The sequence below is a fragment of the Pseudomonas sp. AOB-7 genome (assembly GCF_003696305.1).
GTDB lineage: Bacteria > Pseudomonadota > Gammaproteobacteria > Pseudomonadales > Pseudomonadaceae > Aquipseudomonas.
In genome coordinates, this window is the sequence record NZ_RFFK01000001.1 from 696,382 (window position 1) to 710,175 (window position 13,794).

At 65.1% G+C, this 13,794-nt stretch carries 13 protein-coding genes and 2 tRNA genes; 5 read left to right on the forward strand and 10 right to left on the reverse strand.

Annotation, left to right across the window (positions count from 1 at the left end):
• The first annotated feature begins 67 nt into the window (after positions 1 to 67).
• On the forward strand, positions 68 to 910 hold the full coding sequence (locus tag EA796_RS03320) for a bifunctional allantoicase/(S)-ureidoglycine aminohydrolase (RefSeq protein WP_122107520.1): 843 nt from the start codon (positions 68 to 70) through the stop codon (positions 908 to 910).
• Between the two features lie 112 nt (positions 911 to 1,022).
• Here EA796_RS03320 and ahpF read toward each other — a convergent pair whose 3' ends face one another.
• The 3 genes from ahpF to EA796_RS03335 form a co-directional block, all read right to left on the reverse strand.
• On the reverse strand, positions 1,023 to 2,579 hold the full coding sequence (gene ahpF / locus EA796_RS03325) for an alkyl hydroperoxide reductase subunit F (protein ID WP_122107521.1): 1,557 nt from the start codon (positions 2,577 to 2,579) through the stop codon (positions 1,023 to 1,025).
• A 231-nt stretch (positions 2,580 to 2,810) separates the two neighbouring features.
• Entirely contained in the window at positions 2,811 to 3,374 is a 564-nt protein-coding gene (gene ahpC / locus EA796_RS03330) for an alkyl hydroperoxide reductase subunit C (RefSeq protein WP_021442365.1), read from the reverse strand.
• Between the two features lie 155 nt (positions 3,375 to 3,529).
• A complete protein-coding gene (locus tag EA796_RS03335; protein WP_122107522.1) occupies positions 3,530 to 4,492 on the reverse strand; it encodes a zinc-binding dehydrogenase in 963 nt (320 codons plus the stop codon).
• 129 nt (positions 4,493 to 4,621) lie between these two features.
• Here EA796_RS03335 and EA796_RS03340 point away from each other — a divergent pair, with 129 nt between their 5' ends.
• Positions 4,622 to 6,703 carry a carboxy terminal-processing peptidase gene (locus EA796_RS03340; protein ID WP_178082527.1) on the forward strand — a complete coding sequence of 694 codons (2,082 nt, stop codon included), beginning with the start codon at positions 4,622 to 4,624 and terminating at the stop codon, positions 6,701 to 6,703.
• Positions 6,704 to 6,947: 244 nt separating this feature from the next.
• The gene (locus EA796_RS03345) at positions 6,948 to 8,702 is read left to right on the forward strand and encodes a bifunctional diguanylate cyclase/phosphodiesterase (protein WP_122107524.1); all 1,755 of its coding nucleotides are present in this window, start codon (positions 6,948 to 6,950) and stop codon (positions 8,700 to 8,702) included.
• Here EA796_RS03345 and EA796_RS03350 read toward each other — a convergent pair.
• The 3 genes from EA796_RS03350 to EA796_RS03360 are packed head-to-tail and all read right to left on the reverse strand — an operon-like array spanning position 8,691 to position 9,851.
• The gene (locus EA796_RS03350; protein WP_122107525.1) at positions 8,691 to 9,173 is read right to left on the reverse strand and encodes a sel1 repeat family protein; all 483 of its coding nucleotides are present in this window, start codon (positions 9,171 to 9,173) and stop codon (positions 8,691 to 8,693) included. The two genes, EA796_RS03345 and EA796_RS03350, sit on opposite strands and share 12 nt — an antisense overlap.
• The gene (locus tag EA796_RS03355; RefSeq protein WP_122107526.1) at positions 9,166 to 9,531 is read right to left on the reverse strand and encodes a hypothetical protein; all 366 of its coding nucleotides are present in this window, start codon (positions 9,529 to 9,531) and stop codon (positions 9,166 to 9,168) included. Before EA796_RS03355 ends, EA796_RS03350 begins: the two co-directional genes overlap by 8 nt.
• Positions 9,528 to 9,851 (reverse strand): helix-turn-helix domain-containing protein, encoded by a 324-nt coding sequence (locus tag EA796_RS03360; RefSeq protein WP_122107527.1) that lies wholly within the window; start codon positions 9,849 to 9,851, stop codon positions 9,528 to 9,530. The genes EA796_RS03355 and EA796_RS03360 overlap by 4 nt, the downstream gene beginning before the upstream one ends.
• Positions 9,852 to 9,986: 135 nt before the next feature.
• Between EA796_RS03360 and EA796_RS03365 the strand changes: the two genes are divergently transcribed.
• Positions 9,987 to 10,757: an ABC transporter substrate-binding protein gene (locus tag EA796_RS03365; protein ID WP_256679073.1), complete on the forward strand. Its 771-nt coding sequence runs from the start codon at positions 9,987 to 9,989 to the stop codon at positions 10,755 to 10,757.
• Here the strand turns inward: EA796_RS03365 and EA796_RS03370 are convergent.
• From EA796_RS03370 to EA796_RS03385, 4 genes are all read right to left on the reverse strand, one after another.
• Positions 10,708 to 11,151, reverse strand: a complete 444-nt coding sequence (locus EA796_RS03370; protein ID WP_122107528.1) for a YkvA family protein — start codon at positions 11,149 to 11,151, stop codon at positions 10,708 to 10,710. The two genes, EA796_RS03365 and EA796_RS03370, sit on opposite strands and share 50 nt — an antisense overlap.
• A 346-nt stretch (positions 11,152 to 11,497) precedes the next feature.
• The gene (locus EA796_RS03375; RefSeq protein ID WP_021443525.1) at positions 11,498 to 12,205 is read right to left on the reverse strand and encodes an FKBP-type peptidyl-prolyl cis-trans isomerase; all 708 of its coding nucleotides are present in this window, start codon (positions 12,203 to 12,205) and stop codon (positions 11,498 to 11,500) included.
• A gap of 187 nt (positions 12,206 to 12,392) precedes the next feature.
• Positions 12,393 to 12,469 (reverse strand) — tRNA-Asp (locus EA796_RS03380).
• A 15-nt stretch (positions 12,470 to 12,484) separates the two neighbouring features.
• A tRNA-Val gene (locus tag EA796_RS03385) sits at positions 12,485 to 12,560 on the reverse strand.
• Between the two features lie 290 nt (positions 12,561 to 12,850).
• Between EA796_RS03385 and rdgC the strand changes: the two genes are divergently transcribed.
• Entirely contained in the window at positions 12,851 to 13,771 is a 921-nt protein-coding gene (rdgC, locus tag EA796_RS03390; protein ID WP_122107529.1) for a recombination-associated protein RdgC, read from the forward strand.
• Positions 13,772 to 13,794: the final 23 nt, after the last annotated feature.

Here is a 13,794-nt window from a genome sequence, read left to right on the forward strand (position 1 = left end):
GCATGGGAGCCCATTTTCCGCGCCGGGAGCCATCCCTGCGCCATTCACCCGCCGAGGCAATCTCTCGATGAGCAAATCGCCCTACTACTACGCCCCCCATGGCGGTCATCCAGGTCAGGAGCAACTGCTGACCGACCGCGCCATGTTCACCGAAGCCTACGCCGTGATCCCCAAAGGCGTGATGCGTGACATCGTCACCAGCCACCTGCCGTTCTGGGACAACATGCGCATGTGGGTCATTGCCCGCCCGCTGACCGGCTTCGCCGAGACCTTCTCGCAGTACATAGTCGAAGTCGGCCCGAACGGCGGCAGCAACAAGCCGGAGCTGGACGCCAGTGCCGAAGGCGTGATCTTCGTCGTCGAAGGCGAATTCAGCCTGACCCTCAATGGCACCCAGCACGCCATGCGGCCGGGCAGCTACGCCTTCATCCCGCCGCAGAGCGATTGGTCGCTGCGCAACAACGGCAGCCAGGCCGTGCGCTTCCACTGGCTGCGCAAGGCCTACCAGCCGGTCGAAGGCGTGCCTTACCCGGAAGCCTTCGTCACCAACGAGCAGGACATCGAGCCGATCGTCATGCCCGGCACCGAAGGCCGCTGGAGCACCACGCGCTTCGTCGAGATCAGCGATATGCGCCATGACATGCACGTCAACATCGTCAACTTCGAGCCGGGCGGCGTGATCCCCTTCGCCGAAACCCACGTCATGGAACACGGCCTGTACGTGCTGGAAGGCAAGGCGGTGTACCGCCTGAACCAGGACTGGGTCGAGGTCGAGGCCGGTGACTTCATGTGGCTGCGCGCTTTCTGCCCGCAGGCCTGCTACGCCGGCGGCCCGAGCCGCTTCCGCTACCTGCTGTACAAGGATGTGAACCGTCAGATGCCGCTGACCCTGGGCGGTCTGAAGCGCTGAGCGATGCCATCCCTGTAGGATGCGCCGCGCACCGATGAATAAGGGTCACGCACGGCGTACTACAAAAAAGGCCACCCCTAGGGGTGGCCTTTTTCATTCATGCAGCAACCGATCAGCTATGGCGGATCAGGTGATCGAAGGCAGACAACGATGCCTTCGAGCCTTCGCCCATGGCGATGACGATCTGCTTGTACGGCACGGTGGTCACGTCACCAGCCGCGAATACGCCGGGGATATTGGTCGCGCCCTTGCTATCGACGATGATCTCGCCGAAGCGGTTGAGCTCCACGGTGCCCTTGAGCCAGTCGCTGTTGGGCAGCAGGCCGATCTGCACGAAGATGCCTTCCAGCTCGACGCTGTGCAGTTCCTCGGTGGTGCGGTCCTTGTACACCAGGCCGGTGACCTTCTGACCGTCACCCTTGACCTCGGTGGTCTGCGCGCTCTTGATCACGGTCACGTTGGGCAGACTGCCCAGCTTCTTCTGCAGTACGGCGTCGGCACGCAGGCTGTCGGCGAATTCCAGCAGGGTCACGTGGGCGACGATACCGGCCAGGTCGATGGCCGCTTCGACGCCGGAGTTACCGCCGCCGATCACCGCCACACGCTTGCCCTTGAACAGCGGGCCGTCGCAGTGCGGGCAGAAGCACACGCCCTTGGCCTTGTATTCCTGCTCGCCGGGCACACCCATTTCGCGCCAGCGTGCGCCGGTCGACAGAATCACGGTCTTGGCTTTGAGCGAAGCGCCGTTCTCGAATTTGACTTCGTGCAGGCCGCCTTCGCTGCTGGCCGGTACCAGAGCCGACGCACGCTGCAGGTTCATCACGTCGACTTCATATTCCTTGACGTGCTCTTCCAGGGCGCGCACCAGTTTCGGCCCTTCGGTTTCCTTCACCGAGATGAAGTTCTCGATGGCCATGGTGTCCAGCACCTGACCGCCGAAACGCTCGGCGGCAATCGCCGTGCGGATGCCTTTACGTGCCGCATAGATGGCAGCCGATGCACCCGCCGGGCCACCACCGACCACCAGCACGTCGAAAGCTGGCTTGGCGCTCATCTTCTCGGCGTCGCGGTTGGCGGCGCCGGTGTCGATCTTGGCGAGGATTTCCTTCACTTCCATGCGGCCGGAAGCGAACACCTCACCGTTCAGGTAGATGCTCGGCACGGCCATGATCTGGCGACGCTCGACCTCTTCCTGGAACAGCGCACCGTCGATGGAGACGTTGCGGATGTTGGGGTTGAGCACCGCCATCAGGTTCAGCGCCTGGACCACGTCCGGGCAGTTCTGGCAGGACAGCGAGAAATAGGTCTCGAACTCGAACTTGCCTTCGATGCTCTTGATCTGCGCGATGGTGTCGGCATCCAGCTTCGATGGATGACCGCCCACTTGCAGCAGCGCCAGCACCAGCGAGGTGAACTCGTGGCCCATGGGGATACCGGCGAAGGCAACGCCGGTGTCTTCGCCCGGACGATTCAGGGCGAAAGACGGACGGCGGGCATCGCTGCCGTCGGTCTTCAGGGTGATCTTGTCGGTCAGGCCGACGATGTCCTGGAGCAGGCCCAGCAGCTCCTGGGATTTCGCGCTGTCATCGAGGGACGCGACGATCTCGAACGGCTGGGTGACCTTTTCCAGATAGGCCTTCAACTGGGTTTTCAGATTGGCGTCCAACATGGTGGAGAGTCCTCAATGACAAGAATTCGGGGCGATTAAAAGATTGTCGGGAACAATTTTTAACGTCGCGCTGCGACAGCCCGCTGAGTGGCCTGCCCTGAATGGCAGGCAATAAAATGCCCGGACGGATCGCGCCCGGGCATCGGGCACCACAAGGGCCGGTTGATGGCCCAAACAGCGCAGAGTTGGTCCTTTCCGGCCTGTGACAGACCGGAAAGGGAGCTGGCAGATTTAGATCTTGCCAACCAGGTCCAGCGACGGTGCCAGAGTGGCTTCGCCTTCTTTCCACTTGGCCGGGCAAACCTGACCCGGGTTGGCGGCGGTGTACTGAGCGGCCTTCAGCTTGCGCAGGGTCTCGGAGACGTCGCGAGCGATTTCGTTGGAGTGGATCTCAACGGTCTTGATCACGCCTTCCGGGTTGATCACGAAGGTGCCGCGCAGGGCCAGACCTTCTTCGGCGATGTGCACGCCGAAAGCGTTGGTCAGGGCGTGGGTCGGGTCGCCGATCAGCGGGAACTGCGCCTTGCCAACGGCCGGCGAGGTTTCGTGCCAGACCTTGTGCGAGAAGTGGGTGTCGGTGGTCACGATGTAGACCTCGGCACCGGCCTTCTGGAACTCGGCGTAGTTGTTGGCGGCGTCTTCGATCTCGGTCGGGCAGTTGAAGGTGAAGGCGGCCGGCATGAAGATCAGCACGGACCACTTGCCCTTCAGGCTCTGCTCGGTGACTTCGACGAACTCGCCAGCGTGGAAAGCGTTGGCCTTGAACGGCTGAACCTGAGTGTTGATGAGGGACATCTCTGACTCCTTCTGAGGTTTCTGTGAGGGTTGAAAATTTACAGGGCGTATCTTAGCGGCCTAACGAAAAAAAGCTTATTGATTACGGCCATGATATTGATTGAATCAGCCAATCGCTGGCCGAGCCCGCGCCAGACGCGGGCTAGAGCTCTTGCTCAGACAAGATCGGGATCGATAAGCAGCGCGATTTTACCTGCAACGTGATTACCGGCGAGTGTCTCGAACGCCGCTTCGCTGTCTTTGAGCGCAAAACTGCGCTCCAGTTGCGGCTTCAAGCGGCCCTCGACGAACAGCGGCCAGACCTGCTGCTGCAGGTCGCGCAACAGGTCGGCCTTGAACTGGTCGTCGCGGTTGCGCAGGGTCGAGCCGATCAGCTGAATGCGTTTGCCCAGCACCTGTGCCAGGTCCAGCTTGGCTTCGCGCCCGCCCATTAGGCCGATGTTGATCCAGCGCCCGTCGCGCGCCAGCAGTTCCAGGTTGAGCGTCGCGTACTGACCGCCGACCGGGTCGAGAATCACATCGAAGGGGCCAAAATCGCGCAGGCCCTGCAGGTCGTCGCCGCGCAGCACGCCCCCCTGGGCGCCGAGCCCCTCGCAATAGGCCAGCCGCTCGGGCGAACCGACGCTGACCCAGCAGGGGCTGCCGAATGCCTTGCACAGCTGGATGGCTGCCGACCCCACGCCGCTGGCGCCGGCATGCAGCAGCACCTTCTCGCCCGGCTTCAGGGCGCCGAGCTGGAACAGGTTGAGCCAGGCCGTGGCATAGACCTCCGGCAACACCGCCGCCTCGACCAGACTCAGCCCCTCGGGCACCGGCAGGGCGTGACGGGCATCGACCACCACCTCCTCGGCCATGCCGCCGCCGGCCAGCAGGCAGCAGACGCGGTCGCCCACCTGCCAGGCGCTACCCGGCCCCACCTCGCTGATGACCCCGGCGCATTCCAGGCCCAGCGCCTCGCTGGCGCCGGGCGGCGGCGGATAGAGACCGGCGCGCTGCAGCAGGTCGGCGCGGTTGAGACCGGCGGCGGCCACCCTGACCCGAATCTGCCCCACGTCGCACGCCTGCGCCGGCTGTTCCAGCCACTGTGCCCGCCCCTCGACGCCTTGCAATGCCTTCATGCTGCCCCCATAGTGGAAGTGAAATCGGGCCCGACGTCGACCGTCGGCCTCCCGCCTGGCGCCAACGGAACCTGGCGCGCTCAATTACGGCCTAATATGCGTTATCACCTGCCACTACGTCGAATCAGCATGAAGCGCTCTCTCGCAAGCACCGCCCTCGCCCTCGTCCTCGGCCTCAGTGCCCTGCCGTTGGCGGCCAAGACCACCAGTGCCGCCGACTGGGACTACCTGCAGCCGGATCGCGAGCAGGTGATTGCCAGCCTCAACGTGGTGGAACTGCTCAGGCGCCACCACTACAACAAGCCGCCGCTGAACGACGAGCGTTCGCTGCAGATCTACGACAACTACCTCAAGTTGCTCGACCCGGCGCGCAGCTACTTCACCGCCGCCGATATCGCCGAGTTCAACCAGTGGCGCAACAAGTTCGACGACCTGCTGAAAAGCGGCGACCTCGAACCCGGCTTCGTCATCTACCGCCGCCACCTGGTGCGCCTGCAGGAGCGCCTGGAATTCGCCCTGACCGAGCTGGCCAAGGGCGTCGACAAGATCGACTTCGGTGTCGACGAGAGCCTCGAAGTGGACCGCGAGAAGGCGCCCTGGGCGGCGAACCGCGCCGAGCTCGACGAGCTGTGGCGCAAGCGGGTCAAGGACGAGGTGCTGCGCCTGAAGATCGCCGGCAAGGACACCAAGGACATCCAGGAACTGCTGACCAAGCGCTACAACAACCAGTTGGCGCGGCTCAAGCAGACCCGCGGCGAGGACGTGTTCCAGGCCTACATCAATGCCTTCGCCACCACCTACGACCCGCACACCACCTACCTGTCGCCTGACAACGCGGAAAACTTCGACATCAACATGAGCCTGTCGCTGGAGGGCATCGGTGCGGTGCTGCAGAGCGACAACGAGCACGTCAAGGTGGTGCGCCTGGTGCCGGCCGGCCCGGCGGAGAAGAGCAAGCAGATCGCCCCGGCGGACAAGATAGTTGGCGTGGCCCAGGGCAACGGCGAGATGGTCGACGTGATCGGCTGGCGCCTGGACGAAGTGGTCAAGCTGATCCGCGGGCCGAAGGGCTCCACCGTGCGCCTGGAGGTGATCCCGGCGAGCAACGCGCCCAGCGACCAGACCAGCAAGGTGGTCACCATCACTCGCGAGGCGGTCAAACTCGAGGAGCAGGCGGCGAAGAAGAAGGTCCTCGAACTGACCCACGAGGGGCGCAACTACAAGCTCGGGGTCATCGAGATTCCGGCCTTCTACCTGGACTTCAAGGCCTTCCGCGCCGGCGACCCGAACTACAAGAGCACCACCCGCGACGTCAAACGCCTGCTCAGCGAGCTGAAGGCGGAGAAGGTCGACGGCGTGGTCATCGACCTGCGCAACAACGGCGGCGGCTCGCTGCAGGAAGCCACCGAACTGACCGGCCTGTTCATCGAACAGGGCCCCACCGTGCTGGTGCGCAACGCCGACGGCCGCGTCGATGTGCTCGCCGACGAGAACACCGGCACCTACTACACCGGCCCGCTGGCGGTGCTGGTCAACCGCCTGTCCGCCTCGGCCTCGGAAATCTTCGCCGGCGCCATGCAGGACTACCACCGCGCGCTGATCCTCGGTGGCCAGACCTTCGGCAAGGGTACGGTGCAGACCATCCAGCCGCTCAACCACGGCGAACTGAAACTGACCCTGGCCAAGTTCTACCGCGTCTCCGGGCAGAGCACCCAGCACCAGGGGGTGATCCCCGACATCCTCTACCCGGACGTGATGGACACCAAGGACATCGGCGAGAGCGCCCTGCCCGCCGCCCTGCCCTGGGACAGCATCCGCCCGGCGATCAAACCCGAGCTGGATCCGATCAAGCCCTTCCTCGCCGAGCTGACCACCCGGCATGACCGGCGCACCGCCAACGACCCGGACTTCGTCTTTACCCGCGACCGCCTGACCCTGGCCAAGCAGCTGATGGCCGAGACCCGCGTCAGCCTCAACGAACACACCCGTCGCGCACGCCAGGCCGAAGTCGAGGCCAAGCAGCTGAAGCTGGAGAACAACCGCCGCCAGGCCAAGGGCGAGGAACTGCTCAAGGAACTGCAGAAGGAAGACGAGGACGCCCTACCGCCGGAAGACGACAAGAGCACCCCGGAAGACGACGCCTACCTGGCCGAGTCCGGGCGCATCCTGCTCGACTACCTGGGGCTGAATCCCTCCCTGGCGCTGCACTGAGAAACTGCTTTACGATCTCGCGAGCTAGAGCCATGCAAGGCAAAAACAGGCGAGGAAGCGGAGTTTACGAGCTATAAATGAGCATCCGAGCCTGTTTTTAACACAGCAGGGCCGAAGCGCAGCAGATCGTAAACAGGTTCTGAGACAAATCGTCGGACGTCATCATAACGTCACCGAACTGTCGTGAAATGCGAGGGTCGGCCAAAAGTCGACCCTTTCGTTTTTTCGCCAGATCGAGACCACCATGACCGTCACCGAGCAGTTGAGCGCACTGGGGATCATCCTCGCTCACGGCGACCTCAACAGCCTGTTCCAGCCCATCGTCTCGCTTTCCGAGCAGCGCATCCTCGGCTACGAGGCGCTGACCCGCGGCCCCTCCAACAGCCCGCTGCACTCGCCGCTGACGCTGTTCGCCGTGGCCCGCCACGCCGGCCGCCTGAGCGAGCTGGAGATGGCCTGCCGCAAGAGCGCCTGCCGGCGCTTCAGCGCCCAGGGCCTGGAGGGCAAGCTGTTTCTCAACGTCTCGCCAGAATCCCTGCTCGATCCCAGTCACCAGCCGGGGCGTACCCTGCAACTGCTGCAGGCGTTCGGCATTCCGCCGAGCCAGGTGGTGATCGAACTCACCGAACAGTCGCCCACCGAAGACTTCGCCCTGCTCGACAACGCCCTGCACCACTACCGCGCCATGGGCTTTTCCATCGCCCTCGACGACCTCGGCGCCGGCTACTCCAGCCTGCGCCTGTGGTCCGAGCTGCGCCCGGACTACGTGAAGATCGACCGCCATTTCATCGACGGCATCCACCTGGACACGGTCAAGCGCGAGTTCGTCGGCTCCATCCTGAAAATGGCCGAAGCCTCGCGCGCCCAGGTGATCGCCGAAGGCATCGAACTGGCCGAGGAACTGGCCGTGCTGGCCGAGATGGGCGTCGACCTGGTGCAGGGCTACCTGCTCAGCCGCCCGCAGGAAAAGCCGCCGCGCGATGCCCGCCAGCTGCTGCCGCGCCTGCAGGGCGGCCAGGTCGGCCTGGGCGACGAAAGTCGCGACCTCGGCGCACTGCTGAACGAACAGCCGGCGGTCGACCAGCACACCGCCATCGCCGAGGTGCTGGAAGCCTTCCGCGTCCAGGCCAACCTCAACTCCCTGGCAGTGCTCGACGAGCAGCGCCAACCGGTCGGCATCGTCCATCGCCATTCGCTCTCCGACGCGCTGCTCAAGCCCTTCGCCACCGACCTGTTCGCGCGCAAGCCGATCAGTCGGCTGATGAGCCAGGACTTTCTCGCCGTGGAACTGGCGCAATCGCTGCAGAAGGTCAGCCGCCTGCTCACCAGCCGCGCGCGCCAGCGCATCGAGGAAGACTTCATCATCACCCAGAACGGCCGCTACCTCGGCCTGGGCCGGGTGATCGACGTGCTCAAGCTGATCACCGAACAGAAGCTGCAGCAGGCACGCCACGCCAACCCGCTGACCCTGCTGCCGGGCAACGTACCGATCCAGCAGTGCCTAACCCGCCTGCTGCAACAGGGGCGCACGGCGGCGATCTGCTACGTCGACATCGACAGCTTCAAGCCCTTCAACGACCTCTACGGCTACGCCAGGGGCGACGAGGTGCTGCTGTGCCTGGCGCAGTGCCTGAGCGAGCGGGTCGACCCGGCGCGCGACTTCGTCGGCCACATCGGCGGCGACGACTTTCTCCTGGTGCTCGGCTCGGCCGACTGGCGCGACAGGCTCGGCCGCCTGATCGAGGATTTCCAGAGCCAGTGCCGGCGCTTCTACCGCGAAGAACACCTGCAGGCCGGCTGCTTCAGCACGCACAATCGCCAGGGCCAACGCCAGGAATTCGCCCTGCTGTCGCTCTCCATCGGCGTGGTATGCCTGCAGGCCGAGGACTGCCCGAACCTGGACGCCGCGCAGTTGGCCGAACTGGCCTCGGAGGCCAAACGCCAGGCCAAGGCGGTGCCCGGCTACAGCCTGCATGTCCTCGAGCGGCTATCGGCCTGAGTCGCTCGCCTCGTCGGGCGCCGCATAGCGCTCGGCCAGCTCGGGATCGGCCGCCAAGCCGGGCGCGCCGTCGCGGTACAGGCGGTGCAGACGAGCGGCAGCCAGCGGATGGCCGGCGGCGAATGCCAGCTCCCACCAGTGGGCCGCGGCCTGGCCGTCCGGAGCCTGGCGGTCATCGCCCTGCAGCGCCTGCACGCCCAACTGGTATGCGGCCTTGCCGTCGCCGCCTTCGGCCGCCAGGCGCAGCAGGCGTAGCCCCTCCTCGCGCGCGCCGAGGCCCTGACCGCGAAACAGCAGGATATGCCCGTAGAAACTCTGCGCCGGCACGTCGCCCAGCTTGGCCTGGCGCGCGTACTGCCCCTGCAGCCACTGCCAGGCCCGCGGCTGGCGCAGCAGCCAGGGCCAGTGGAACAGGCGCCGGGCCAGCCAGTAGCCCAGGCCTGCACGCAACCGCCAGAGCAGCCTAGACATCCGCGGGATAATCGAACTCGAACACCCGCACCACTTCGGCGGCATGCCAGGAAGCCGCGGCGACGCCGTCGGGGGCGCCGCTGAAGCGCCCCAAGCGGGTGACGCAGTCGAAGAAACCGGTACGCGGCAGGCGACTGGCGCCCTGGCTGATCACCAGGGCGCTGCGCAGCGGGCGCTCGGCGCGGGCATCCAGCGCGGCCAGATGCTCCAGCGCGGCGGTGAGGGTCTGCATGGCCGGCGTGGGCAGCTCCAGACGCTCGATCAGCGCCCGGTAGGTCAGCAGGTGGCGCTGACGGCGGGCGTCGTCCAGTTCGTCGAGCAGGGCCTGCCAGTGCTGGCGGCTGATGCGTACGCTCAAGACCAGCCCTCCAGCTCCAGCGCCCAGGCCAGCGCGCGCAGGATGGCGGCGTCGGGCTGACGCTCGCCGCGCTCGATCATGGCCAGGTAATGCGGGCTGATGCCCACGCTGCGTGCCAGCGCCTCGGCGCTCAGGCCCTTGGCCTCGCGCAGGGCCTGCAACTGCGCCAGCGCCGGCCGCGCCCCCTGGCTCGGCGCGACCGCCTGAACCGACTCGGCCTCGCCCTGACGCCCGGCCGCCTGCAGCAGCGCCTGATAGTCAGCCCAAGGCAGCACGGCGTACTCCGGCTCGCCGTCGCGGGCAATGATTTGCACTGTCATGACTCTCTCCGTTGGAAAGCAGCACCGACGACCTCGGCGCTTTCCTTGCGAGCGGCCATCTTAACAGGCGGCCGCCGCCAGGGGCGTGATCTATACTGCTTTGGCATTAGAGCCCACTGGGCGGGGGAGTTTCTTTTGCGCAGACTCTACGCATTGCTTTGCAGCCTGCTGGCGCTGCCCTGCGCTGCCGACAGCCTGCGCTGGGGTTATGGCCCGGCCGACGCCATGCCCTATGTGGGCGTGGAGCAGCAGCGCCTGCAGCGTGGCCTGGCCCACCGCCTCGGCCTGGAACTGGCGCTGCGCCTGGATCTGCCGGTGGAATTCATCGAAACGCCGAACAACCGCCTGGAAACCTACCTGCAGCAGGGCCGCCTGCACCTGATCTGCAACGCGAACCCCGAGTGGGTCGGCGAGCCGCAGCGCCTGCACTGGTCGCCGCCGCTGTACGAGGAGGAAGACGTGCTGTTGCAGCACCGCGACACGGCGCCCTTGACCAGCCTGCAAAGCCTGCATGGCAAGGTGCTCGGCACCAGCCTCGGCTACGTCTACAGCGCACCACTGATGGCAGCCTTCGCCGACCAGCGCATCCTGCGTCAGGACGTGCGCGACCTCGACACCAGCCTGCAGATGCTCGACAAGCAGCGCCTGGATGCGGTGATCGACATGCGCCGCAACCTGGCCTACAAGCTCGCCCAGCACCCGCAACTGCGCCTGGATTTCAGTCCCTGGGTGGTACAGCGCTATCAGGTGCACTGCGCCTACGGGCCGCACCTGCCGGTGGCGGCCGAACGCCTGGACGCGCTGCTGGTGGAGCTGCGCGACCAGGGCCGGATTGAGCAATGGCTGGAGGAGGCGCTCAGGAGCGCTGCGGACTCGCCGGCGGCGCAGGCGGCAAGCGCTCGATAAGCGCCAGCTGCTCGGGCGTCTGCGCTGCCCGCCAGGCCTTGAAGGCGTCCAGCTCGCCGCGCCAGGTACGCAGCACCCAGGCCAGCACGGCCAGGTCGTCGATGAAACCCAGCCCCACCAGCCAATCGGGTATGGCATCCAGCGGGGAGAGGAAATACAGCAAGGCAGCCACCACCATCAGCAGCGCCTGGCTGCTGATCTGCCGGTAATCGCCCTTCAGCCAGGCCAGGCACAGCGCGCGCAACAGCCGCAGATCCTCGCGCAGCCCGGCGAAGCGGGCACCCTGCGGCGTGCGCTTGTCGCCCAGGACGCGGAGCAGTTCCGGCAGGCGTCCCTCGCGCAGGAAACGCGCCGCCATGGGCAGGTAACGCGCCAGTTTCCACGGAGTTTTCATCGGTCCTCCTCGTAACCCAGGCGCCGCCTGGGCTTGCTCGGCTTATCCACCGAAGCTGTGGATAAACCTGTTAACAGGCGTTCGACAAGCTTATCAAAGCCCCGTGGCATGCGGCCTGCGGACAGATCGGGTATTTTTTGCCCAGCCCACAAAATTCAATAAAATCAATCACTTGAAAATTGACTTGATGAGCCTGTCGGTGTAACGGGGTCTTGTTAGGAATGCTTCCCATAATGTGCATAAGCGTAACACCTGCGACCGAACACAAGCCCCACAGGTCGATTTCTCGACCGTCAGAAACGGCAACGCCCCGTCGAGACGGGGCGCTGCGTCGAACTGCCGGGTGTTACTCCGCGGCAGCCTGTTCCTTGATGCCGATCAGCTCCAGATCGAACACCAGCACCGAGTTGGCTGGGATCGCCGGCGACGGGCTCTGCTCGCCGTAAGCCAGTTCGCTGGGGATGTACAGCTTGTACTTCTCGCCGACGTGCATCAGCTGCAGGCCTTCGACCCAACCCGGAATCACCCCGCCCACCGGCAGGTCGATGGGGCTGCCGCGCGCGACCGAGCTGTCGAATACGCTGCCGTCGGTCAGCTTGCCTTCGTAGTGCACGGTCACCACGTCGGTTGCCTTGGGCTGGGCACCGTCGGTCTTCTTCACCACTTCGTACTGCAGACCGGATTCGGTGGTGACAACGCCTTCGCGCTTGCCATTTTCCTCGAGGAACTTCTTGCCGGCTTCGGCCGCTTCCTTGTTTAGTGCCGCCATGCGCTCTTCGGCACGGGTCTGCAGGAAGGAGAAGGCCTCGATCATGTCCTCGTCCTTGATGCGCGGCTCTTTCTTCGCCAGCGCATCCTCGATGCCCTGGGCGACGGCGTTGGAGTCCAGATCGTCCATGCCTTCCTCGGACAGGCTGCGGCCCATGTTCAGGCCGATGCCGTAGGAGGCTTTCTGCGCCGGGGTCTTGAGTTCGACTTCGCTGGTTTGCGAATCGCAACCGGCGAGCACCAGGCCCACCAGGGCTACCGCCGCCGCCAAACGATGCTGTTTCATGCTTGTTCCTTGTAGATGCGCCCAAAGGCCGTCGTGTGAAAGCGCGAGCTTAGCAGTCCGCCGCGATCACTGGCTACGGCATAGGAGCCGAGCGATGCGCATAAGTTCAAGCAAACAAAGGAATTTTCTGAGGTTTTCGGCGAATGCCGAAGAGGCGTCACAGGAGGGGATGGAGCGAGGAGAAGAATGGCGCAGCGGACGGGACTCGAACCCGCGACCCCCGGCGTGACAGGCCGGTATTCTAACCGACTGAACTACCGCTGCGCGTAACTGCGAGGTTGGTGGGTGATGACGGGATCGAACCGCCGACCCTCTGCTTGTAAGGCAGATGCTCTCCCGGCTGAGCTAATCACCCTTCACTCTCGAAGTGGGGCGCATTCTAGAGAGCGATCTGCACCTTGGCAAGCCCCGATGCAAAAAATTTCTATCGCTCCAGCAAGAACTTAGGCGAGACCCGGGAATTTTCCCGCTGGCCCGATGCCAGGGTTGGCCTGAGCCCGCGAGGGGAGAATAATGCGCGCTTTGCGCTGGCGGCCAGGCCGCGATCTCGCGACCACCCGCCCCCCTTCCCGTCGCGTCGCGGCGCGCCACCTGCTGCCCGAGCGCCGCCCCGCGACCATCACGCCAATGGAGAGTCTCCCGCTCATGTGGTTTCGTAACCTGCTGGTCTATCGCCTCACCCAGGACATCCCCTTCGATGCCGACGCGCTGGAAAGCGCGCTGGCGAGCAAGCCGGCGCGTCCCTGCGCCAGCCAGGAGCTGACCACCTACGGCTTCAGCGCGCCCTTCGGCAAGGGCGCCGACGCGCCGCTGGTGCATGTCAGCGGCGACTTCCTGCTGATCGGCACGCGCAAGGAAGAACGCATCCTGCCCGGCTCGGTGGTGCGCGACGCGCTGAAGGAGAAGGTCGACGAGATCGAGAACAGCCAGATGCGCAAGGTGTACAAGAAGGAGCGCGATCAGTTGAAAGACGAGATCGTCCAGGCCTTCCTGCCGCGCGCCTTTATCCGCAAGTCCGGCACCTTCGCCGCCATCGCGCCGAGGCAGGGCCTGATCCTGGTCGACAGCGCCAGCGCCAAGAAGGCCGAAGACCTGCTCTCCACCCTGCGTGAAGCCATGGGTTCGCTGCCAGTGCGCCCGCTGTCGGTGAAGATCGCGCCGACCGCCACCCTCACCGACTGGCTGAAGACGCAGAAGGCCGCCGAGGGCTTCTACGTGCTCGACGAGTGCGAGCTGCGCGACACCCACGAGGACGGCGGCGTGGTGCGCTGCAAGCGCCAGGACCTGACCAGCGAGGAAATCCAGCTGCACCTGTCCACCGGCAAGCAGGTCACCCAGCTGTCGCTGGCCTGGCAGGACAAGCTGTCGTTCGTGCTCGACGACAAGCTGGTGATCAAGCGCCTGCGCTTCGAGGACATTCTCCAGGAGCAGGCCGAACAGGATGGCGGCGAAGACGCCCTGGCGCAGCAGGACGCCAGCTTCACCCTGATGATGATGACCCTGGTGGAGTTCCTCCCCGAGCTGTTCAGCGCCCTCGGCGGCGAAGAGATTCCCCAGGGGATCTGAGCCGCGGCGTCTGCGGCTGAAGC